25 protein-coding genes are annotated in these 20917 nt (G+C 56.7%); 22 read left to right on the top strand and 3 right to left on the bottom strand.

Annotation, left to right across the window (positions count from 1 at the left end; translation table 11 throughout):
- The first annotated feature begins 4 nt into the window (after window positions 1-4).
- The 21 genes from GKQ23_RS13660 (at window position 5) to rnd (ending at window position 18417) form a co-directional block, all read left to right on the top strand.
- Window positions 5-307 (top strand): hypothetical protein, encoded by a 303-nt coding sequence (locus GKQ23_RS13660; RefSeq protein ID WP_212408527.1) that lies wholly within the window; start codon window positions 5-7, stop codon window positions 305-307.
- A gap of 3 nt (window positions 308-310) precedes the next feature.
- Complete coding sequence (locus GKQ23_RS13655) at window positions 311-1351, top strand: hypothetical protein (protein ID WP_212408526.1); 1041 nt, start codon at window positions 311-313, stop codon at window positions 1349-1351.
- Complete coding sequence (locus GKQ23_RS13650) at window positions 1348-1683, top strand: hypothetical protein (protein ID WP_212408525.1); 336 nt, start codon at window positions 1348-1350, stop codon at window positions 1681-1683. Before GKQ23_RS13655 ends, GKQ23_RS13650 begins: the two co-directional genes overlap by 4 nt.
- On the top strand, window positions 1680-2000 hold the full coding sequence (locus GKQ23_RS13645; RefSeq protein ID WP_212408524.1) for a hypothetical protein: 321 nt from the start codon (window positions 1680-1682) through the stop codon (window positions 1998-2000). Before GKQ23_RS13650 ends, GKQ23_RS13645 begins: the two co-directional genes overlap by 4 nt.
- Window positions 2001-2176: 176 nt before the next feature.
- On the top strand, window positions 2177-2737 hold the full coding sequence (locus GKQ23_RS13640; RefSeq protein ID WP_212408523.1) for a hypothetical protein: 561 nt from the start codon (window positions 2177-2179) through the stop codon (window positions 2735-2737).
- Entirely contained in the window at window positions 2734-2973 is a 240-nt protein-coding gene (locus GKQ23_RS13635) for a hypothetical protein (RefSeq protein ID WP_212408522.1), read from the top strand. The genes GKQ23_RS13640 and GKQ23_RS13635 overlap by 4 nt, the downstream gene beginning before the upstream one ends.
- 9 nt (window positions 2974-2982) lie before the next feature.
- On the top strand, window positions 2983-3354 hold the full coding sequence (locus GKQ23_RS13630) for a hypothetical protein (protein WP_212408521.1): 372 nt from the start codon (window positions 2983-2985) through the stop codon (window positions 3352-3354).
- A 71-nt stretch (window positions 3355-3425) separates the two neighbouring features.
- Window positions 3426-4178 carry a Gp138 family membrane-puncturing spike protein gene (locus tag GKQ23_RS13625; protein WP_212408520.1) on the top strand — a complete coding sequence of 251 codons (753 nt, stop codon included), beginning with the start codon at window positions 3426-3428 and terminating at the stop codon, window positions 4176-4178.
- Window positions 4178-4531: a hypothetical protein gene (locus GKQ23_RS13620; protein ID WP_212408519.1), complete on the top strand. Its 354-nt coding sequence runs from the start codon at window positions 4178-4180 to the stop codon at window positions 4529-4531. The genes GKQ23_RS13625 and GKQ23_RS13620 overlap by 1 nt, the downstream gene beginning before the upstream one ends.
- Entirely contained in the window at window positions 4532-5731 is a 1200-nt protein-coding gene (locus tag GKQ23_RS13615) for a baseplate J/gp47 family protein (RefSeq protein ID WP_212408518.1), read from the top strand. It begins immediately after the preceding gene.
- Window positions 5728-6501 (top strand): DUF2612 domain-containing protein, encoded by a 774-nt coding sequence (locus GKQ23_RS13610; RefSeq protein ID WP_212408517.1) that lies wholly within the window; start codon window positions 5728-5730, stop codon window positions 6499-6501. The genes GKQ23_RS13615 and GKQ23_RS13610 overlap by 4 nt, the downstream gene beginning before the upstream one ends.
- Window positions 6501-7283: a phage tail protein gene (locus GKQ23_RS13605; RefSeq protein ID WP_212408516.1), complete on the top strand. Its 783-nt coding sequence runs from the start codon at window positions 6501-6503 to the stop codon at window positions 7281-7283. Before GKQ23_RS13610 ends, GKQ23_RS13605 begins: the two co-directional genes overlap by 1 nt.
- Window positions 7283-7864, top strand: a complete 582-nt coding sequence (locus tag GKQ23_RS13600) for a tail fiber assembly protein (protein WP_212411801.1) — start codon at window positions 7283-7285, stop codon at window positions 7862-7864. Before GKQ23_RS13605 ends, GKQ23_RS13600 begins: the two co-directional genes overlap by 1 nt.
- A gap of 56 nt (window positions 7865-7920) precedes the next feature.
- Complete coding sequence (locus GKQ23_RS13595; protein ID WP_212408515.1) at window positions 7921-10833, top strand: SGNH/GDSL hydrolase family protein; 2913 nt, start codon at window positions 7921-7923, stop codon at window positions 10831-10833.
- Between the two features lie 134 nt (window positions 10834-10967).
- On the top strand, window positions 10968-11204 hold the full coding sequence (locus GKQ23_RS13590; protein ID WP_212408514.1) for a DNA polymerase V: 237 nt from the start codon (window positions 10968-10970) through the stop codon (window positions 11202-11204).
- A gap of 97 nt (window positions 11205-11301) precedes the next feature.
- Window positions 11302-11529: a hypothetical protein gene (locus GKQ23_RS13585; RefSeq protein ID WP_212408513.1), complete on the top strand. Its 228-nt coding sequence runs from the start codon at window positions 11302-11304 to the stop codon at window positions 11527-11529.
- 441 nt (window positions 11530-11970) lie between these two features.
- Entirely contained in the window at window positions 11971-13881 is a 1911-nt protein-coding gene (locus GKQ23_RS13580; RefSeq protein ID WP_212408512.1) for an ATP-dependent DNA helicase, read from the top strand.
- Between the two features lie 56 nt (window positions 13882-13937).
- Window positions 13938-14639: a tRNA (adenosine(37)-N6)-threonylcarbamoyltransferase complex dimerization subunit type 1 TsaB gene (gene tsaB / locus GKQ23_RS13575; RefSeq protein WP_056242038.1), complete on the top strand. Its 702-nt coding sequence runs from the start codon at window positions 13938-13940 to the stop codon at window positions 14637-14639.
- Between the two features lie 65 nt (window positions 14640-14704).
- Window positions 14705-15298: a Slp/YeaY family lipoprotein gene (locus tag GKQ23_RS13570; RefSeq protein ID WP_056242041.1), complete on the top strand. Its 594-nt coding sequence runs from the start codon at window positions 14705-14707 to the stop codon at window positions 15296-15298.
- A 217-nt stretch (window positions 15299-15515) separates the two neighbouring features.
- A complete protein-coding gene (gene fadD, locus GKQ23_RS13565) occupies window positions 15516-17204 on the top strand; it encodes a long-chain-fatty-acid--CoA ligase FadD (protein WP_146005465.1) in 1689 nt (562 codons plus the stop codon).
- A gap of 103 nt (window positions 17205-17307) precedes the next feature.
- Complete coding sequence (rnd, locus tag GKQ23_RS13560) at window positions 17308-18417, top strand: ribonuclease D (protein WP_056242046.1); 1110 nt, start codon at window positions 17308-17310, stop codon at window positions 18415-18417.
- 51 nt (window positions 18418-18468) lie between these two features.
- Here rnd and minE read toward each other — a convergent pair whose 3' ends face one another.
- The 3 genes from minE to minC are packed head-to-tail and all read right to left on the bottom strand — an operon-like array spanning window position 18469 to window position 20302.
- The gene (gene minE / locus GKQ23_RS13555) at window positions 18469-18738 is read right to left on the bottom strand and encodes a cell division topological specificity factor MinE (protein ID WP_056242049.1); all 270 of its coding nucleotides are present in this window, start codon (window positions 18736-18738) and stop codon (window positions 18469-18471) included.
- Between the two features lie 3 nt (window positions 18739-18741).
- Complete coding sequence (minD, locus tag GKQ23_RS13550) at window positions 18742-19554, bottom strand: septum site-determining protein MinD (protein WP_056242053.1); 813 nt, start codon at window positions 19552-19554, stop codon at window positions 18742-18744.
- Window positions 19555-19594: 40 nt separating this feature from the next.
- Window positions 19595-20302 (bottom strand): septum site-determining protein MinC, encoded by a 708-nt coding sequence (gene minC, locus GKQ23_RS13545; RefSeq protein WP_212408511.1) that lies wholly within the window; start codon window positions 20300-20302, stop codon window positions 19595-19597.
- Between the two features lie 157 nt (window positions 20303-20459).
- On the opposite strand from minC, the gene GKQ23_RS13540 reads away from it, so the two are divergent.
- On the top strand, window positions 20460-20738 hold the full coding sequence (locus GKQ23_RS13540) for a YcgL domain-containing protein (RefSeq protein ID WP_212408510.1): 279 nt from the start codon (window positions 20460-20462) through the stop codon (window positions 20736-20738).
- Window positions 20739-20917: the final 179 nt, after the last annotated feature.

Below are 20917 nucleotides of genomic sequence, written 5' to 3'. Positions count from 1 at the left end.
GCGTATGAATTATTCAGAAATCCCGATCTTCCCCGATAATCAGACGTTCAGCATCACTCTCAGCGACCGGGTATACAAAGCCAGCGTTACCTGGCGCGAGACGTGTTGGTTTATGGACCTGATGGATAATGCTGGAGGCCTTATCATCGGCTCCCTACCACTGGTCATTGGCGCTGATCTCCTTGGGCAATACCACCATCTTGGTTTAGGTTTTTCGCTGCATGTGCTTTGCGATGCCGAAGGTCAGGAATACCCCACAAAAACAGACCTGGGTACCGGAAGCCATCTCTACGTTGTTACGGAGTGATCAATGTCAAAGAACTGGATGCGCAATTTCGAGCTGCAACTGCTCGATGATAACGGAAACGGGGTCAGCCTGTCTGACATGAAGGTGAACTTCAATATTCAGAAAACTCCTGCCACCATCTTCAATGGTTTCGTGGGAGATTTCAAAATCTACAATCTCTCAGCTATAACGCAAAACCGGATCATGAAGAAGGAATTTACCCGCATCCGAGTAATCGCCGGATATGATGGCAACCCTGACGACGAAGGGAGATATCCAGACCGAAATACCGGGATGATTTTCAACGGAGACATCCGTTTTACCATTACCGGCAAAGACAATATCACTGACACCTGGGTGCTGTTGCAGTGTATCGACAGCTGGGAAGGGCATCTTTATGCCGGGGTGCGCACGACAGTAGCGGCTGGCTGGAAACACCGGGATTTGTTTGAGCTAGGGATGCGGTCATACTCTCCCTTCAACATTAGCGAGGGCATAGTTCCCGATATGCCGGAGACGGTTTTTCCCCGAGGACGAACCATCGTAAGTCGCACATCCGACCTTATGTACAGGCTTGCTGGCCAGTGCAAAGCTAACTGGTGGTATGAGAATAATCAGGTTCATATCCTCCCTGAGACGCGCTATCTCGATACTGCCGTGGTGTTGAGTGCCAACACCGGGCTGATCGGTATGCCTCAACAGACGCTGGGTGCTGGGGTTAACGTGCGTTGCCTGATAAACCCGAACATCAAACTGGGTGGGCTGATAAAGCTGGATCAGGCCTCGGTATATCGTGCCTCGCTGGGAGTGGAACAGATAGCCGGGGCTCAGGGTGCTGGCGGCCGGCTGGAAGAAACAACGACAGATGGTAACCGCTATGTTGAAGGTCTCACCGGGTCGCAACCTGCTGCAATAAACACCGATGGTGATTACATCGTGGGCAGCATTGATTATACTGGCGATACACGGGGGCAGGCTTGGTACATGGACCTGCTTTGTCTGGCAAAAGGGGCTGCTGAGAAACAGTCTCAGGCTACAATCAACAAGGTGTATACGGATCAATGAAAAAGGTATTGGCGATACTGCTATTGCTGCCTGCAGTATCTTTTTCAAAAGGGATGCAATGCGGGCCTTTCCATCTTGAATCTGCTAATGACGGCTTCATGCACATCAACGGCCAGAAGCCTGAAACACAGAAAATGACATTCCTGAAGCAAAAGGACGACTTTGATAACGTCATGATGCAGTGGATGCTGCCTGACGCGAACGTTGGCCGCTGGCTGGGTATCGACTACGTGAAGCGCAACAAGAAAGCGATCCTCAACGTCGAAGTAGTCCGCACGAACATGAGCCAGCCGAGAGAGTTCTGGACGTATGACTGTGAGAGGGTTAAATGAGATTAACTCTATTAGCTGTAACAATGTTTCCGCTGATCTGCTCAGCAGGGACGTTGGCAGATTTTTTCAAAAGCCATCCAGATTTGGATAGCAACTTTCCAGTGCATACAGCCATATCAAAAGCTTCTCGTTTTGAGGCTGCTGGTTTTGCAAGGCGTGAAGGCGGTGACGAAGGCGAGCTGATGGATGCGCGCGGCGATGACTTTGCGCTACTGGGTTTCCGCCGCATCAAAAATGCATGTCAGTATCCGGAAGCTGCTAAGGTGATTGGTCTCAGTCAAAGTGACTGTGCTCTGGTGCTGAACAAAGAGCTTTAGCCGAGACTGTTCCGGACTTACGACTGTAAGCGAGTGAACTAGTTACCATAAAGTTCTACATTTTCTTGACGATAATTAGAGGAATGGTAGAGTGACGCGCCAAATGTTCAAGTTCAAACAGCAACTTTGGCAACACACGCTATCGATTTTTCTAATATCATAGGTGATAGTCCAGGATGGCAATTATCGGCTTTCATGGCACAGACGCGAACAACGAAAAGTCGATCTTAGAGCACAACTTTTCCGTCAGTGCTAAAGATGACGACTGGCTTGGCACAGGCGCTTACTTCTTCATCGAAGGTATAAGCGATCCGATAGTTGATGCCAGAAACTGGGCTAAGCTTCAGTCTTACGATACCGAGATGGGCAAGAACAGTTACAGTCGGTATGTCGTTATCAAGGCGACTATTGAGGTCACCAACGTACTGAGGCTTGACGAAAGGGATGGGCAAATCGCCTACAATTATTTTAGAAATTATCTTATAGGTAAGATGAAGAAAGAGCGCGTCCCGCCAAAGGTCGGAGCGATTCGTAACGATTGCGAAGTCTGCAATCACATACTTGAAAACACAGAGTTTGAAGCCATCATTAACCCTGAGTACATAAAACTTGATAAGTGGTCCAGGGTTAAAAGGTATGCATCTCGCATTCCCACGTGCAGAATTATCAGCGTGAAGGAACCTAAAGCTGCCATTGATGTCTGTGATTTACAGGTGGTTGAGAGAGGAAAGGTATGAAGTCACAAATGCAGATTGTTCAGGAAGCCATCGAACGTTTGGAAAAGATGAACCGTGAAGAATTTGTTCAGACGTTGGTTTCCGCTGGTTTAGCTGATCCTGAGCCAGTCCAGCATGAGATTTTTCATCGCACTATGACTGTTGCAGACGTAGTAGAGGTGGGATTTATACCTGATGTTCAGGAACTATCTCTATGCAAGAGCCATACGGGTTGTGTCCTGACTTTTGCTTTTTAAAGGATTATTATGAAGCTAAACATCGCTCCGATGGTAGTGACTTCGGCTACTCTTTCGCTGAATGCTGATAAACCAAGTGATGGGCACACGAACACTTTTGGAATGAATGGAAGTGTCAGCTTTATCGAAGATAACAAGACATTAGCGAAACTAACAACTGAAGCTGAGTTGATTAGCTATGGTAAGTACGAAGTACATATCACAGCTGAGTTTATTCTTAATTTTGGCAGGGAAGTAACTGAAGAAGAAGCCGAAAAAATCACAGAGCAGGCACTTGGTGAGGCTAACATTTTTCCTTACATATCCGCTTACATCAGTACTTTTGTTGCCCTGTCGGGCTTTCAAAGGCCAAGCATCCCTGTAGTCATTTTCAAAGAATGAATTTTATTTAATAAATTGATTTGAAAATAAAACCCGCCAATGAGCGGGTTTTTTTACGCCCGGAGAAACCCATGCCTGTAGCACTTAACTCGCAGGTTGGCAGTCGCGATCAGCTCGATGCCATCCTTTCCCGCCAGATTATGTCAGCTATGCGGGTATCCACCCCCGGCATCATCCAGTCCTACAACCCGATCGCTATGACCTGTACTGTTCAGCCGGCCATAAAAGGCGTTGAATCTGACGGCAACGGCGGAATGGTATCCGCCAGCCTGCCGCTGCTTGTTGACGTGCCGCTGGTATTCCCCAGCGCTGGCGGGTGCACCATTACCTTCCCGGTGAAGGAAGGCGATGAGTGCCTGCTGGTGTTTGGTGATAACTGTATCGATTTCTGGTGGCAGAGCGGCGGCGTTCAGGAACCTGTAGACGATCGCCAGCACGACCTGTCAGACGCCTTTGCTATTATCGGCCCGCGGTCACAGGCCAGAAAGCTGGCCAACATCAGCACCAGCACGCTGCAGATGCGCACCGATGACGGACTGGCCTACATCGAGCTCGACCCGGCATCACATAAGGTGAACATCGTGGCGCCTGGCGGCGTCAACGTAACCGCGCCGCTGGCGGAGTTCAGTGACGCGGTGACCATCAAAGGCCTTCTGTCGTGGATGGGTGGGATGGTGGGCTCGATAACCGATGGTGTTGCGGCGCGGATCACAGGAGCCATTGAATTCATCGGCACCCTGAAATCAAACGGCAAGAACATTAGCGACAGCCATACCCACGGCGGCGTTGAACGTGGCGGCGGCAATACTGACGGGGTTAACTGATGCGCTACAGACGCGAGGACGACAACGGCGATTACACGTTTGGCCGGGGTGATAACACCTGGCTAATCAACTCCCCGGAGTGTGTCGCCCAGGCGGTGAAAACCCGCTTCCTGCTGTGGTACGGCCAGTGGTTCCTCGATACCACCGAGGGCACGCCGTGGATTCAGTCAGTGCTGGGTAAGCAGCGCCCGGAGGTCTATAACCTGGCTATCCGCCAGCGCATCCTCGAAACACAGGGCGTGAACTCGATCACTGCTTTCGACACCTTCCGCAACACCACCACCCGCCGCGTAACGTTCACGGCGACCATCGACACCATCTACGGATCGACGACAGTCACCAGCGAGGCATAAATGGCTTTGAACCTCGACACGCTGGGGTTATCGGCAACGGTAACCGCCCAGGGGATCAGTGCGCCCGATTATCAGACGGTGCTCAGCACGCTGACCGGTTACTTCCGGCAGATTTACGGCACAGATGCCTATCTGGAGCCTGACAGCAAAGACGGCCAGATGATAGCGCTGGTAGCGCTGGCGGTGCACGACGCCAATAACACGGCGATCGGTGTGTACCGCTCATTCTCTCCGGCTACGGCGATGGGTGATGCGCTGTCCAGCAACGTGAAAATCAATGGCATCGCCCGGCGGCCGGCGACTAACTCCACGGTCGACCTGCTGCTGACCGGCGCTATCGGCACGAACATAACCAACGGCGCGGTGCGTGACGCTAACAGCGTGCTCTGGAACCTGCCGGCCACCGTGGTAATCGGCACCGACGGCACTGCACTGGCAACGGCCACCTGCTCGCGTTCTGGCGCGGTTGCGGCGGTGGCCGGGTCGGTAATACAGATCGCCACGCCGACGCGCGGCTGGGTTTCCGTGACCAACCCGCAGGCTGCAGCTGTTGGCGTGCCGGTGGAGACTGACGCAGAACTGCGCGCCCGGCAGGGTAAAAGCGTCGGGCTAGCCTCTGTCACCCCGTTCGATGCTCTGGATGGCGCAATAGCCAACGTAAGCGGCGTGACACGTCACAAGCTCTTTGAGAATGACACCGGGCTGACAGACAGCAACGGGCTGCCCGGCCACTCTATTTCGGCGATTGTGGAGGGCGGCGACGCCACGGTGATTGCCGACACCATTCGGGGTAAGAAGGGGCAGGGCGTCAGCACATACGGCACCACCGCGATCGTGGTGGCGGACAAGTACAATAACCCGCACACCATCCGGTTTTCCCGCCCGGTGGATGTGCCAATTTTCGTGGCGATCAACCTTCGAGCTTTCACCGGTTACACCTCACAGGTTGGTGACGAGATGAAGGCAGAGGTAGCGGCCTACATCAACAGCCTGGCGATTGGGGACAGCGTGCTGCTGAGCCGTGTTTACTCGCCAGCCAACCTTGGCGTCGTCAGTGGTGGTAACGCGCGGTATTACGACATCATGGAACTTAGCATCGGCACCGCATCCGGGAGCGTGGCGGCGGCGAATGTGCCGATCGCCTATGACCACTCGGCCTCCTGCAGCGTGGACAACATCCTGCTGACGGTGACCACATGAGCAAATACACCGAGCTGATCACCAACTACCACGCGGGGAAGCCGCTCTACTTCCAGCACATCGACCTGTCTACCCGGCCCCTGTCGGACACTGCTGCAGCTGCCGCCGGCATGATAACTGCATTCGACATTGATACCGCCGCGGGTGAGCAACTGGACATTCTTGGCCAGTGGATCGGCAGGGCGCGTTCGGTGGCGCGACCAATCACCGGCATTTACTTCGAGTTTGACGCCGAGCGCGTTGGGTTTGAACAGGGTATATGGCAGGGGCCATTCGACCCTGACGACGGGTTTATCAACCTTTCCGACGACGTGTACCGGGTGGTACTGAAAGCGAAGATAGGCATTAACAACTGGAACGGCCAGAACGACACGCTGCCGCCGATCATCGAAAGCGCACTTGCCGGCACCGGCATTGTGATGTCGATCGTGGACAACCAGGATATGACCATTTCGGTGCTGATCACGGTCGATGCGGAGTATCTGATGCCCGTCATCGACCGGCTGATATTCGACTCGGGCATTAACCACGGCCCGTACATACCGCTCCCTGATGATTACAAGCCTTCCCGGTACGACATCAACCCGATCGAGAAGTTACCCGCCGAACTGGTGTTTGTTATTCGCAGTGGATTTTTGACCGTAAAGGCTGCCGGGGTGCGTGTCCGGGAGGTGGTCACGCCTTCCAACGGATACAAATTCTTCGGCTTCGATATTGATAACGACTACATGGCCGGATTTGATGCGGGCGCGTGGGGAGAGAATTTCTGATGGCACAAAATGATTTTAAGGCATTTGCTGTAGCATCCGGCGCCAACGTTTCAACGCAGGCAGAGTGGGAATCCCTGATGGCGTTAAGTTCGGGGTTTACCGCGGGCGTGGCCCGCTCTGCGCAGATCAATAAAGCACTGAGGCAGGGCACTACGATGGCAAGCGTGCTGGGGCAGTTCATCGCTGACACACTCGGCTCTGACGTGCTCGATGATGGCAATACCTCTTCGCTGCTTACGCAGCTTAAGGGTGCCTTCAACACGCTACTGGCTTCATCTGCCACGATGCCGGTAGGTTCGCCGATCGCCTGGCCGTCGGCATCTATCCCTGCCGGGTACGTGATTATGCAGGGGCAGGCGTTCAGCACCGCGACTTATCCGAAGTTGGCCGCCGCATACCCGTCTGGCACGCTGCCGGATATGCGCGGGCAGACCATCAAGGGCATGCCTGCCTCCGGGCGAGCGCTGCTGAGCCTTGAGGGAGATGCTCTTAAGGCTCACAACCACCCTGTAGAGATTGATGCAACTGACTTAGGAACGAAACAGACAACTATAAATGGCGCCACCACCTTCAACGTTTATAAATTCGGAGCAGATTTCAGAGAGGATACCGTAGGCCGGTTCTCGCTGGACGACGTAGCGATGGGAAATATCCCCGTACAAATTTCCACACCAATTGTTGCTCTAGGAACTCACGGGCATACGGGCAGAACATTAAGCTTTGGTGGAGCCGAAAACACCGTTAAAAACATCGCATTTAATTACATCGTGAGGCTTGCATGATGACTTTTGAAATGACAGAAGAAGAACAAACGGTTCGGGTATTTAATTTCAACTTCCAGACGTTTGAATTTGTTGGGGCGGAAGAGTTAATCATCCCTCCTTATACGGGCCTCCCTGCCAGTTGCACACAGCTGCTCCCGCCAGATGAAATCCCCGCAGGACGAGTGGCACTGTTCGATGTGGAAAATCAGTCCTGGTCATTCGCGGAAGATCATCGCGGGGAGATGGTATACAGCCAGGAAACAGGCGATTCCGTGCTGATCACTGAGCTGGGAGCGCTGCCGGATGGCGTTGTTACGGTGTCTCCATCGGGAAATTACCGTAAGTGGGATGGCACTGAATGGGTGCTGGATGAAGAGGCTGAAAAGCTGGCACTGATGCTTGAGGCTAAGTCCAGAAAAGCCACATTAATGCAGGTTGCCACAGATGCTATCGCACCGCTGCAGGATGCACAGGATCTGGATATAGCGACAGGTGAAGAAAAAGAAAAATTAACAGAATGGAAGGCATACCGAATTGCGTTGAATCGCATCGATATTACTTCTGCCCATGATATTGAATGGCCTGTATCGCCAGTTTAAATTCTGAGGTAATAATGTCTCGTTATAATACCAATGTTCCAGTCCCATCGTCAGATATGAGAAACGTGTGGGATAATGCCCAGGTGCAGGATGAAATACTTAACAGCCCGGAAACCACAACAACAGATCGGCTCGGTAATGAGCGTCCGACATGGACAGGCATTGAGGTAGGAATAAATTCCATTATCACCTCACTCGACAGCGCTGGGGTGATAACCGTTCCGGATGCTGCAACCGGCCTGGCTGCCACCACGAACGGACAGTATTTTCGCGTGATCATCGGTTCCGGCAGTAGCACGGCTTTTCGCTACTATCGCAATCTGGCCTCTGCGGCTGTAGAAATCACCTCCCTGGCTTCCAAAGCCTACGTCGACGCCGGTTATAAATCGACGGGGATGCTGTCAAAAGAACTGGGTGGCGGCGATACGATCCTCAACGAAGTAGCCAAAAACAACCAGTACGCTGCTACAACAATGAGCGGCTGGGCGGTGGGCGTTACCTCTACCGGCAGAACGCTTAACTATATTGAGATGTGGCTAAGCAACCTCTCCGTGTTGAAAACTATCCGCCTTGACGTGTACCGGCGTGAAACGGACGGGGCTGCCGTGCTGCCGGGTGCCGCATCGGATACGCTCCTGCAGACCATCAGCTTTACGCCGTCTGACATCGGCGTCAGTGATGCCCTGGTGCAGGGGTTCCAGCTGGCGCGGATGCCGTTCAGTGATATTACTCTGCCGGACGGGGCGATCGCTTTCTTCGTGGTGCAGGCTTTCGACGCCTCAGGCACGGCTGTTTACGTTGGAAGCGCGAGGCAGGACATTACGCAGGCGGAAGCCTCGGGCCTTGTAAACTCGCTGGGCGGCTTTTACAAGTCGCTGTCCGGCGGAGCCTGGCAGCCGATCGCCGGGACGACAACCAACCCGTTCCGGCTGGCTTACCGCATCGGCTATAACAGCCCGGTAAAAAAAGACGCGGGAATGATCAGCACGCGCAGGGACGTCTCATCCCGCGCGCCGAACAGTACCAGCTTTGCGCTGGGCGCGGCGGCGAATGCCCGCTGGTATGCCTGGGCGGTCGGGTTTCCCGGTATCACCGATGCTTTCGATTTGATAACCCTGTATCACAGCAATCTGCCGTCGATCAGCAGCATCTATTACCGCATCATTCTGCGTGCGAACGCCGACCTGCCGGGCACTAACTCGCCCGGCGTTGCTGCCGGAGACAGGCATGTCTTCAGCGGCAGGGTGACACCGCCCTCTGCGGCATCAGCCGCTGAATTTACCGCCGTTGAGTATCCCGTTCCAGGGCTTGTTGTACCGTCCGGTTACTTCGCCATGATCGAGGTGCACGCATACGATGCGTCAGGTGCTACCGTCGATATCGGCACACAAGCCAGAGACTACGCCGCCGCCGGAGAAACAGCCCCCGTCAGCAATGCGAAGGGGTATTTCGTCAACCGGCTTAACAATGCTTGGGCTTCAATGGGTGCCAGTCTGGGCCTGGCGTGGAAACTTTCGGTTGCCGGATACATTCCGGTGAAAGATAAGGTTCAGCAGGTTGCCGCGCTGTCGGCAGAGAACGCCACGAAAATCGCGTCCATCTCTGCGGCGGCATCAACCCTGACCCTGACCCGTTATTATCCGACCCTGACGGTGACCGGGCGGCAGGTGGCGATCGGCGGATCGGCGGTGGTGAACGGCGTAACGAAAGCGCTGGCGGCCACGCTGACGCTTGCGATAACGACAGTGGGGACGAAGACGGTTACCACCGTACTGAAACAGGCGTCGTCTTCAACTGTGCAATGGCCTTCGAACGGTAACGAGTGGCTGGGAGAAAAACGCATCAGCGCGGTCACCGTTACCGACACGGCAACGTCAACGCCGCTGACGGCAGGCACGCACTACAACGTTGACGGCTATGGCGGCAAGCTGCGCGGGCTGACGGCCACGCAGTACAACGCCAGCGTGGCGTTTACCTACACGCGTGAGCGTTACGACCTGATTCAGATTGACCCGCATACGCTGGTCATGTCTGTGGTTAAGGGTACCGAACGCGCATTTGACGTGCAGGAGTATCGTCCGGTTCCGGCGGCGGGACAGGTGGCGCTGTACTACGTGCTGGTGGCCGGTGACGTGCTGGAGTTTGAGCCGGTTTACCGCTACCCGGAAACCGGTTATGAAATTCTGGACAACGGTGACGCCGCGGTAATGCGTCAGCACAACCGCCGCTGCCTGCAGAAGACGCTGGCGCGGATGGCCCGGGGCCAGGCAATCACGCTGCTGGGGTACGGCGATTCAATCACCGCCGTGTCGAACATCAGCAACCCGCTTACAACGCCGGGAGGAACGTCACGTGATCGCCAGCTGTTCCTGCAGGGCGGGTATGGAACTGACACGCTCAGCAACCTGTACCCGTCGGAAAACTGGAACGATGGTGGTGGAACTATCCACATTAAAATCGGCTGGAACTGGAAGCTGAAAGCACACCTGGAAGACGCCTGGGGCTGCACGGTGACCTACGTTAATTTTGGCGTGTCCGGATCGAACTCGGCCAGCGGCGCGACGGCAGAGCGCCTGAACGCTGCGGTTGCCGTGACGCCAAACCTTGCCGTGGTCTGCTTCGGCATGAACGACAACGCGGTCGCGACTACCTACGCGTCGATGATGACCATCATCAGCACGCTTAAGGCTGCAGGCGCTGACGTGGTTGTGGTGCCGGTGCCGAGAACGTCGGTAACGGAGGATGGGCGCTACAGCCTGGAGCAGTGGCGCTACACCAACCGGCAGGTTTACCGGGCCGCCATCGACGCCGGCGCGGCATACGTGCCGACCGACTGGCTGGCCGACGAAATGAGCCGTGGAGGCATGGGCGTTGTCACCACTTCGCTATGCGGTGCCGACCTGCGCAACCACCCCGGCGGTTATGAGATGAGCGTGTACGGAAAAGCGCTGGTCAATGTGTTCTGCTAAAAGATACGGGAAGGACCCCGTAATTAAATTTTTCCCCCAATCACCCACTTATACCTATCTCCGCATTTCCCGCTTGATCAATTACCCTCTGCAATAATACTGTATATGTATACAGTTAATTACAGGAGGGTATCATGCCCCGTCGTTACGAAATCCCACTCGCATTCAGAGCAGCCATCAAACACGAGCACGGCCGCCGTACGGTCAGCACCGTCGACTTTCAGGCCGAACTCGCCAAAGTTAACCACCACTTCACCCTGCGGGAGGCCAACCTCTGGATAGAGTTCTACCAAACCAGCTTCACGGACATCTCCACCGAAGAGGGGGAGCGGCGCATCTTCTCCCTGTTCAGCCCGAACGCGGGGTACTGACATGGCCTTTCCATCGCCGGCAACAGACTATGCAGAAAAAGAGCTCTGCCTGAACGAGCTAATGATCTCCCATCCCTCGGATACAACGATGATTCACGTGCCTGGCCGTGTCCTGGTTGTCGATCGGTCGCTGCAACCAGAACAGGGAGACAAAGTAGCTTTTGAGTTACTCGGGAGTGGGTATGTCGGTAAGCTGATGGGCGGAGCGCTGATCACGGAAGACGGCGAAGCGATAGAGGGGCAGGCGCTGGAAGATGTCCAGTTGCTGGGCGTGGTGACGTGGGTACTGCATGAGGCGCGGGAGTGGCTCAGGCCGACTATTTAGTAGAACACCAGTTTTTAGTGCGAGTAAATAGAATAGCGAGCTGAGACGGATTTGGGACACACAACACTTTTTGAGGCTTGTTATCTCTTTTCATACTTTTGCATCCTGGGACGTGTGAGCGAGGCAGAATGCGTTAAGTTACTGTTCTAAATTATAGGTTTCAGCTTCCGACATGCGGTGCTCGGGGTCGAGACGTTCAATGGTCATGTGCTGCTCCTTTTGCAGAATGCGAAACCGCGCTAGCCTGGCATAAAGGGCCGGTTGCTGTCACGCCGCATTGCAACGCGGTGGCAGGGTGTGCAGACGCACTACGGGCATTTTTCCCCCGTTGCTGCCCGCAGGCGGTAGCCCATCCCCCGCAGGGCCGGTGCCGCCTGCTTTTGCATCAGTCGGGCAATACTGACATAATCCACAGTAGTTTTTAGTAGCCGGTGAGGTAATGTGGCAGACGATTTTGCAGTAGACGGCGCGCTGGCGAAGGCGATTCCCGGCTTTAAACCGCGTGAGCCGCAGCGGCTGATGGCCGCCGCCGTTGAGCGGGCGATTGACGGTCGCCACGAGCTGGTGGTGGAAGCGGGGACCGGGACCGGCAAAACTTACGCCTACCTGGCTCCGGCGCTGCGCGCCGGCAAAAAAGTGATCGTCTCCACCGGTTCCAAGGCGCTGCAGGATCAGCTCTACAGCCGTGACCTGCCCACCGTGGCAAAGGCGCTGAAGTTTAAAGGGCAGCTGGCGTTGCTGAAAGGGCGCTCCAACTACCTCTGCCTGGAACGGCTGGAGCAGCAGTCGCTGGCCGGCGGCGATCTGGCGGTGCAGGCGATGAGCGACCTCGTACACCTGCGCGGCTGGTCAAATGAAACCGTCGAAGGCGACATCAGCACCTGCGGTGGCGTGGCGGAAGACAGCCCGATCTGGCCGCTGGTGACCAGCACCAACGATAACTGCCTTGGCAGCGACTGCCCGCAGTATAAAGAGTGCTTTGTGGTTAAGGCGCGCCGTAAGGCGATGGAGGCCGACGTGATCGTGGTCAACCATCACCTGTTCCTCGCCGATATGGTGGTTAAGGAGAGCGGCTTTGCCGAACTGATCCCCGAGGCTGACGTGATGATCTTCGATGAAGCCCATCAGGTACCGGACATTGCCAGCCAGTATTTTGGTCAGCAGCTCTCCAGCCGCCAGCTGCTGGACCTCGCCAAAGACATCACCATTGCTTACCGCACCGAAGTGCGTGACGTGCAGCAGCTGCAGAAATCCGCTGACCGGCTGGCGCAGGCGGCTGCTGATTTCCGCCTGGCGCTGGGCGATCCCGGCTTTCGCGGTAACCTGCGCGATCTGCTGGCGGATAAAAACATTCAGCGCGCGCTGCTGCTGCTGGACGATGCGCTGGAGCTCTGTTACGACGTGGCTAAACTGTCGCTGGGCCGCTCGGCGCTGCTCGACGCGGCCTTTGAGCGCGCGGCGCTCTACCGTGGCCGGCTCAAGCGGCTGAAACAGGTTGACCAGCCGGGCTTCAGCTACTGGTACGAATGTAACGCCCGCCACTTTATTCTGGCGCTGACCCCGCTCTCCGTCTCCGAACGCTTCCGTGAGGTGATGGACGAGCGCCCGGCCAGCTGGATCTTCACCTCGGCCACCCTGGCGGTCAACGGCCAGATGGGGCACTTCGTCGAGCGGCTGGGCGTTGGCGAGGCCGAGACGCTGATCCTCGACAGCCCGTTTGACTACGCGCAGCAGGCGCTGCTGTGCGTGCCGCGTAACCTGCCGGTGCCCAACCAGCCGGGTGGCGCACGGCTGCTGGCGCGCACGCTGCGCCCGCTGATCGAGGCCAACGGCGGGCGCTGCTTCTTTCTCTGCACCTCGCATCAGGTGATGCGCGAGGTGGCTGCGGAGTTTCGCGCCACCCTGACGCTGCCGGTGCTGCTGCAGGGGGAGACCAGCAAAGGCCAGCTGCTGCATCAGTTTGTCAGCCTGGGTAACGCGCTGCTGGTGGCCACCAGCAGCTTCTGGGAAGGGGTGGACGTGCGCGGCGACGTGCTGTCGCTGGTGATCATTGACAAGCTGCCGTTCACCTCACCGGACGATCCGCTGCTGAAGGCGCGCATGGAGGACTGTAAGCTGCGCGGCGGCGAGCCTTTTAACGACGTGCAGCTGCCGGATGCGGTGATCACCCTGAAGCAGGGGGTGGGGCGGCTGATCCGCGACGTCTCCGATCGCGGCGTGCTGGTGATCTGCGACGGGCGGCTGGTGATGCGCCCGTACGGTGCGGTGTTTTTAAACAGCCTGCCGCCGGCGCCGCGCACCCGCGATCTGGCCCGCGCCATCGACTTTCTTAAACCGCTGACGCAGCAGTAATTCACCGCGCGCTATGCTATCATGCGCGCCGAAAAATTTTATCCCCAGAGGTTGCGATGTCCACGCGAATTTTAGCCATTGATACCGCCACGGAAGCCTGCTCGGTTGCGTTGCTCAACGGCCAGCAGCAGCTGGCGCATTTTGAACTCTGCGCCCGCGAACATACCCAGCGCATTCTGCCGCTGGTGCAGCAGATCCTGCAGCAGGGTGAACTGCAGCTGCAGCAGCTTGACGCGCTGGCGTTTGGCCGCGGGCCGGGCAGCTTTACCGGCGTACGCATTGGAATAGGCATCGCGCAGGGGCTGGCGCTGGGTGCCGGGCTGCCGCTGGTGGGTGTCTCCACGCTGAAAACCATGGCCGAGAGCGCCTGGCGGCTGCACGGGGCAACCCGGGTGCTGGTGGCGATCGACGCCCGCATGGGGGAAGTCTACTGGGCGGAATATCAGCGCGATGCGCACGGCGTCTGGCAGGGTGAGCAGAGTGAAGCGGTGTTGAAACCGGAGGCCGCCGCGGCGCGGATGGCGGCGCTGGAGGGTGACTGGGCCTGCGCCGGTACCGGCTGGAAGGCCTGGCCGCAGCTGGCAGAGGCCAGCCCGCTGACGCTGACGATGAGTTCGGTAGAGCTGCCGTGCGCGCAGGATATGCTGCCGCTGGCCGTACAGGCGCTGGCCGCGGGCCTGAGCGTAGCACCGGAACACGCCGAGCCGACCTATCTGCGCAATGAAGTGGCGTGGAAAAAATTACCGGGCCGCGACTAACGTTACGGCAACTATTTGCAGCGCGTGCAGTCAAAAGAGTGATGTTATCAGGGGAGAACAACATAATGCGTAGAACCGCTCTTTTACCCGGCAGCCTGCTGCTGGCGGCCGCGCTGCTGCTGGCCGGCTGCGTCAGCGTGCCGGATTCGATCAAAGGTTCGTCGCCGGTGCCGCAGCAGGACCTGGCCCGCGTCCTGGGCGCGCCGCAGCTGTTTACCGGCCAGGAGTCGCGCTTCGGCGGCAAGGTGGTCAACGTGCTCAACCAGACCGGTAAAACCCGGCTGGAGATCGCCGCCATGCCGCTGGATGAGGGGGCCCGTCCGCGTCTGGGGTCCGCCTCGATCGGCCGCATTTATGCCGACATTAACGGCTTTGTCGATCCGGTCGATTTCCGCGACCAGATGGTGACGGTGGTCGGCCCGATCAAAGGCACCGAGAAGGGCAGCATCAACGGCGCGTCCTATAACTTTGTGGTGGTTAACGTTAGCGGCTACCAGCGCTGGCACCGGGTGCAGCAGATTGTTTCACCACCGGCACCGATCGACCCGTGGATCTGGTACGGACCGGGCTATCGCCACCGTGGCGGCTACTGGGGGCCACCACCGGCCTTCTATTACAATACTGGCCCTTCCCAGGTACAGACCATTCTGACCGAATAGGCGGCCTGTGCGGACTGATTCACGGCATATCCGCTGTGTGATGGCGGATATGCCTTTTTTTTATCTGTTTTCTCCCTGACGGAGAAATTTAGTGATGGGCTTCGCAACCTCTTAACAGTTTGCTCAGCAAACTGGTACGCTGAGTTAAAATAATGTTAACAAATGCCGACGTGCCGAGGCTGCGATGACAACCAATAATAGTTTCCGAGGTGATAGCTTGCATAAGGTTTGGTTAAAACGTTACCCCGCCGATGTTCCGGCTGAAATTAATGCCGATCGTTATGCTTCTCTAATCGACCTGTTCGAGTACGCTTCTGCCCGTTACGCGCAGCAGACCGCCTTTATCAATATGGGCCAGAGCATGACCTACGCGCAGCTGGACGCGCGCAGCCGGGCGTTCGCCGCCTACCTGCAGCAGGAGCTGGGGTTGAAGAAGGGCGACCGCGTGGCGCTGATGATGCCAAACCTGCTGCAGTATCCGGTGGCGCTGTTCGGCGTGTTGCGCGCCGGTATGATCGTGGTCAACGTTAATCCGCTGTACACCCCGCGCGAGCTGGAGCATCAGCTCAACGACAGCGGTGCCAGCGCGATTGTTATCGTCTCGAATTTTGCCCATACGCTGGAAAAAGTGGTGGCCCGCACCGCGGTCAAACACGTGATCCTCACCCGGCTGGGTGACCAGCTTTCGCCGGTCAAAGGCACGCTGGTGAATTTTGTGGTCAGATACATAAAAAAAATGGTGCCGAAGTACCATCTGCCGGGGGCGATTTCGTTCCGCCACGTGCTGCAGCGCGGCGCAGAACTGCCTTATCAGAAACCGGCGATTACCAACGACGACCTGGCGTTTCTGCAATATACCGGCGGCACTACCGGCGTGGCCAAAGGGGCGATGCTTACCCACCGCAATATGCAGGCCAACCTCGAGCAGAGCCGGGCCACCTATGGCTCACTGCTGAAAGAGGGGCAGGAGACGGTGGTCACCGCGCTGCCGCTGTACCATATCTTTGCTCTGACGGTGAACTGCCTGCTGTTTATCGATCTGGGCGGGGCCAACCTGCTGATCACTAATCCTCGCGATATTCCGGGGCTGGTGAAGGAGCTGGCGCGCTATCCTTTCACCGCCATCACCGGGGTGAACACCCTGTTTAATGCGCTGCTCAACGACGCCAACTTTAACCAGCTCGATTTCTCGTCCCTCAGCCTGTCGGCAGGCGGCGGCATGGCGGTACAAAAGGCGGTCGCCGAGCGCTGGGAAAAGCTCACCGGCCACTATCTGCTGGAGGGCTACGGCCTGACGGAGTGCTCGCCGCTGGTCTCGGTGAACCCCTATGATATTAAGTGCCACAACGGCAGCATCGGCCTGCCGGTGCCCTCGACCGACATCCGCCTGGTCGATGACGCCGGCAACGACGTGCCGGAAGGGGAACCGGGCGAGCTGTGCATTAAAGGGCCACAGGTGATGCTCGGCTACTGGCAGCGGCCGGATGCCACCGACGAGGTGATGAGAAACGGTTGGCTTCGCAGCGGCGATATTGTTACCGTTGACCCTGAAGGCTTTATGCGTATTATCGATCGCAAAAAAGATATGATCCTCGTCTCCGGCTTTAACGTCTATCCGAATGAGATTGAAGACGTGCTGATGCTGCATCCTAAGGTGCGCGAAGCCGCTGCCATTGGCGTACCGAGCGAGGTCAGTGGTGAAGCGGTCAAAATTTGCGTGGTGAAGAAGGATCCGTCGCTGAGCGAACAGGAGCTGATCGCCCACTGCAAAAAACACCTGACCGGCTATAAGGTGCCGAGGATCGTGGAATTCCGCGACGAGCTGCCCAAAACCAACGTCGGCAAGATCCTGCGCCGTGAACTGCGGGATGAAGTCATTAAACAGGCCGGCTCAACGGCTGCCTGAACAGGAAACCTAACGGCCGGAGTCCCGGCCGTTAACCGTTAACGCCAGCTGACCGCGGCCTGAACCAGCGCTGCGGCGAGAGAATGCAATTTTGAATTACACCATGATCACCACCGATGACGCGCTGGCCGAAGTCTGCCTGCGTGCCCGTCAGGTACCCGCGCTGGCGCTGGATACCGAATTTGTCCGTACCCGTACCTACTATCCCCGCCTTGGATTGATCCAGCTATTTGACGGCGAAACCATCTCGCTGATTGACCCGCTCACCATCGGTGACTGGACGCCGTTCCGCGACCTGCTGCTGGACGCCGGGGTAACCAAGTTTCTGCACGCCGGTAGCGAAGATCTTGAGGTGTTTCTGCACCAGTTTGGCGTGCTGCCGCAGCCGATGATCGACACCCAGATCCTCGCGGCGTTCAGCGGACGTCCGCTCAGCTGCGGCTTTGCCACCATCGTCGAGTCTTTTACCGGCATCGCGCTGGACAAGAGCGAGTCGCGTACCGACTGGCTGGCGCGTCCGCTGACCGAAAAACAGTGCGTCTACGCGGCGGCGGACGTCTTCTATCTGCTGCCGGTTGCCCACAAGCTGATGGCGGAAACCGAGGCCGCCGGCCAGATGGCCGCCGCGCTGGATGAGTGCCGCCTGCTGTGTCAGCGCCGCACCGCGCAGCTCGATCCGCAGGAAGCCTGGCGTGAAATGACCAATGCATGGCAGCTGCGTCCACGTCAGCTGGCGGCACTGCGTCTGCTGGGAGCCTGGCGGCTGAACCTGGCACGTGAAAAAGATATGGCGGTTAATTTTGTGGTGCGCGAAGAGAACCTGTGGAAGGTAGCGCGCTATCTGCCGGGTTCGCTCGGTGAACTGGAGCACCTGGGCGTACCGGGGCAGGAGATCCGCTTCCACGGTCGCGCGCTGCTGGCGCTGGTAGCCCAGGCGGAGGCCCTGCCGGAAGAGGCGCTGCCGGCTCCGCTGGTAAATCTGATCGATCAGCCGCAGTACAAACAGATATTTAAGGCGCTGAAGGCGCTGGTGGCCGAGACGGCAGAAAAGCACGGAGTCAGCCCTGAGCTGCTGGCGTCACGCCGTCAGATCAATCAGCTGCTGAGCTGGTACTGGAAGTTAAAACCGCAGGAGCATAAGCCGGAGCTGGTGGATGGCTGGCGCGGGGCGCTGCTGGAGCCGGAGATCAACCGCCTGCTGGCGGCGGGTTAAACGCGATATTCCCCTGCCTGACAGCAGGGGAATATCATGAGCAGCCGTCGGTCATTTCGGGGCGTCTTCCGCTTCCGGTAAGGTGACGTTCAGCTCGAGAATCGAAATATCATCCTCTTTTTGATCCAGCTTCACGCTCAGCATCTCCGGGTCAATCTTCACGTAACGGCAGATCACCTCCAACAGATCTTTCTTCAGCTGCGGCAGATAGTGGGGCTCACTGTCGCCCCTCCTGCGTTCTGCAACGATGATCTGCAGCCGTTCCTTGGCTATGTTGGCTGTGTTCTTTTTTCGGGATAAAAAGAAATCGAGTAAGGCCATGGTTTATCCCCCAAACAGGCGTTTCAGGAAACCCTTCTTCTCTTCTTCAATGAAGCGGAAGGGACGTTCTTCTCCGAGCAGGCGGGCAACGGTATCGGCATAGGCTTTGCCGGCATCAGACTCGGCATCAAGGATCACCGGTTCACCCTGGTTAGAGGCGCGCAGCACGGACTGGTCTTCCGGAATAACGCCGGCCAGCGGGATGCGCAGAATTTCCAGCACGTCTTCCATGCTCAGCATATCACCACGGCTGACGCGGCCCGGATTGTAGCGGGTCAGCAGCAGGTGCTCTTTAATCGGGTCCTGGCTGTTTTCGGCCCGGCGGGATTTTGACGAAAGGATCCCCAGAATACGGTCCGAATCGCGTACCGAAGAGACTTCCGGGTTGGTGGTGATAATGGCTTCGTCGGCGAAATAGAGCGCCATCAGCGCACCGGTTTCGATGCCGGCCGGCGAGTCACAGACGATAAAATCAAAGTCCATCTTGCCGAGATCGTCCAGCACCTTCTCCACGCCGTCGCGGGTCAACGCGTCTTTATCACGGGTTTGCGACGCCGGCAGGATAAACAGGTTTTCGGTACGTTTGTCCTTAATTAACGCCTGGTTCAGCGTGGCATCACCCTGAATCACGTTAACAAAGTCATACACCACGCGCCGCTCGCAGCCCATGATCAGATCCAGGTTGCGCAGACCAATGTCGAAATCGATCACCACGGTCTTTTTACCTTTCTGCGCTAAACCGGTAGCGATGGCCGCGCTGGAGGTGGTTTTACCGACGCCTCCTTTACCAGATGTAACAACAATAATGCGTGCCATAAAATGATTTTCCTTAAGAAAAGAAAAGAGTGAGCCTTGCTCAGTTCAGTGTCTGTATAGTCAATGCGCCGTCTGCAAGACGCAGACGGGACGCTTTCCCAAAAAACTCAGCCGGAATTTGATCCATAATCCAGTATTCACCGGCGATAGAGACCAGCTCGGCTGACAGGTGGGTACAAAAAATCTGGCAATTTTTATCACCGCCGGCACCGGCCAGGGCCCTGCCGCGCATCATGCCGTAAATATGAATATTGCCATCCGCAATCAGCTCTGCGCCGGCACTCACGTTATTGGTGACGATCAGGTCACAGTTTTTGGCATAGATTTGTTGCCCGGAACGGACAGGGGTAGCGATCACCCGGGTACGGGCGCTCTCTTCAACCGGTTCAGGCACCGCGACCGGTGCAGGCGCAGGTTCAGGGGCCGGCTCCGGCTTCTGCTCCTTGCCTTCGCTCAACACCGGCAGCCCGGAACGGGCAATGATGCGCTTCAGCTGTTCATCTTTACAGCCGCTGATGCCGACAATGTGCAACCCGGTAGACAGGATCGCCTGCTGCATCATCCGCCAGTTAATGTTGTTTGGCAGCGCAGAGACGTTGACCACAACCGGCGCATTTTTCAGAAACGCCGGTGCCTGACTCACCTTCGCCGCCAGCGCTCTGCGCACGGTTTCAGGATCGGTGTGGTGCAAATGAACGACTGACAGCGTGAAACTGCTGCCTTTAAACTCGATTGGCGATTGTGACATCTGTCCCGCTCAGTCCTGTTATTTCTCATCCTTACTTAATCGGCGGCACGTTGTGCCAGCTAATCATGGCAGGACAATATTCCGAAGGTCTGCAAGCATGTTATAGTTACTGTAATATTCAGGCAAGTCACCTTCCAGGTTAATTCGAGTAAAAAATATGTTTTGTGTGATCTACAGAAGTCCAAAGCGCGACCAGACTTATCTTTATGTCGAAAAAAAGGACGATTTCTCGCGGGTGCCTGAGGCGCTGATGCAGGGGTTCGGTAAGCCGCAGCTGGCGATGCTGTTGCCGCTGGACGGCAGCCGCAAGCTGGTTAGCGCAGATATTGATAAGGTTAAAACCGCATTACGCGATGAGGGTTTTTATTTACAAATCCCACCGCCGATTGAAAGCCTGCTTAAGATCCATCTGAAAAATGAGGATGGCGTTAAATAACGTTCATTTGCAGCCTGCTGTCCGCTGCTCATTTACGCTTTAAAACAATTTCTGTCGCCCGGCACCGGGCAATCGGGCTTATTATTTTGTTCAGGGTATCGGCACATCGCCGGTGCGGCCGCACACTTAACGCGCGATGGTCGTCGCCAAGGCTGACCGCTCGCGCATCATGCAGGGGA

The organism is Erwinia sp. E602 (assembly GCF_018141005.1).
Taxonomy (GTDB): domain Bacteria; phylum Pseudomonadota; class Gammaproteobacteria; order Enterobacterales; family Enterobacteriaceae; genus Erwinia.
This window is presented reverse-complemented; position numbering and strand designations above follow the sequence as displayed.

Excerpts from the sequence above, each read along its gene's own strand:
- GKQ23_RS13645 (WP_212408524.1), top strand. The coding sequence starts at position 1,680 with ATGAGATTAACTCTATTAGCTGTAACAATGTTTCCGCTGATCTGCTCA.
- GKQ23_RS13605 (WP_212408516.1), top strand. The coding sequence starts at position 6,501 with ATGGCACAAAATGATTTTAAGGCATTTGCTGTAGCATCCGGCGCCAAC.
- GKQ23_RS13620 (WP_212408519.1), top strand. The coding sequence starts at position 4,178 with ATGCGCTACAGACGCGAGGACGACAACGGCGATTACACGTTTGGCCGG.
- GKQ23_RS13595 (WP_212408515.1), top strand. The coding sequence starts at position 7,921 with ATGAGAAACGTGTGGGATAATGCCCAGGTGCAGGATGAAATACTTAAC.
- GKQ23_RS13540 (WP_212408510.1), top strand. The coding sequence starts at position 20,460 with ATGTTTTGTGTGATCTACAGAAGTCCAAAGCGCGACCAGACTTATCTT.
- GKQ23_RS13625 (WP_212408520.1), top strand. The coding sequence starts at position 3,426 with ATGCCTGTAGCACTTAACTCGCAGGTTGGCAGTCGCGATCAGCTCGAT.
- GKQ23_RS13650 (WP_212408525.1), top strand. The coding sequence starts at position 1,348 with ATGAAAAAGGTATTGGCGATACTGCTATTGCTGCCTGCAGTATCTTTT.
- minC (WP_212408511.1), bottom strand. The coding sequence starts at position 20,302 with ATGTCACAATCGCCAATCGAGTTTAAAGGCAGCAGTTTCACGCTGTCA.
- GKQ23_RS13600 (WP_212411801.1), top strand. The coding sequence starts at position 7,283 with ATGACTTTTGAAATGACAGAAGAAGAACAAACGGTTCGGGTATTTAAT.
- minD (WP_056242053.1), bottom strand. The coding sequence starts at position 19,554 with ATGGCACGCATTATTGTTGTTACATCTGGTAAAGGAGGCGTCGGTAAA.
- tsaB (WP_056242038.1), top strand. The coding sequence starts at position 13,938 with ATGTCCACGCGAATTTTAGCCATTGATACCGCCACGGAAGCCTGCTCG.
- GKQ23_RS13610 (WP_212408517.1), top strand. The coding sequence starts at position 5,728 with ATGAGCAAATACACCGAGCTGATCACCAACTACCACGCGGGGAAGCCG.
- minE (WP_056242049.1), bottom strand. The coding sequence starts at position 18,738 with ATGGCCTTACTCGATTTCTTTTTATCCCGAAAAAAGAACACAGCCAAC.
- GKQ23_RS13630 (WP_212408521.1), top strand. The coding sequence starts at position 2,983 with ATGAAGCTAAACATCGCTCCGATGGTAGTGACTTCGGCTACTCTTTCG.
- GKQ23_RS13660 (WP_212408527.1), top strand. The coding sequence starts at position 5 with ATGAATTATTCAGAAATCCCGATCTTCCCCGATAATCAGACGTTCAGC.
- rnd (WP_056242046.1), top strand. The coding sequence starts at position 17,308 with ATGATCACCACCGATGACGCGCTGGCCGAAGTCTGCCTGCGTGCCCGT.
- GKQ23_RS13590 (WP_212408514.1), top strand. The coding sequence starts at position 10,968 with ATGCCCCGTCGTTACGAAATCCCACTCGCATTCAGAGCAGCCATCAAA.
- GKQ23_RS13640 (WP_212408523.1), top strand. The coding sequence starts at position 2,177 with ATGGCAATTATCGGCTTTCATGGCACAGACGCGAACAACGAAAAGTCG.
- GKQ23_RS13655 (WP_212408526.1), top strand. The coding sequence starts at position 311 with ATGTCAAAGAACTGGATGCGCAATTTCGAGCTGCAACTGCTCGATGAT.
- GKQ23_RS13615 (WP_212408518.1), top strand. The coding sequence starts at position 4,532 with ATGGCTTTGAACCTCGACACGCTGGGGTTATCGGCAACGGTAACCGCC.
- GKQ23_RS13570 (WP_056242041.1), top strand. The coding sequence starts at position 14,705 with ATGCGTAGAACCGCTCTTTTACCCGGCAGCCTGCTGCTGGCGGCCGCG.
- GKQ23_RS13635 (WP_212408522.1), top strand. The coding sequence starts at position 2,734 with ATGAAGTCACAAATGCAGATTGTTCAGGAAGCCATCGAACGTTTGGAA.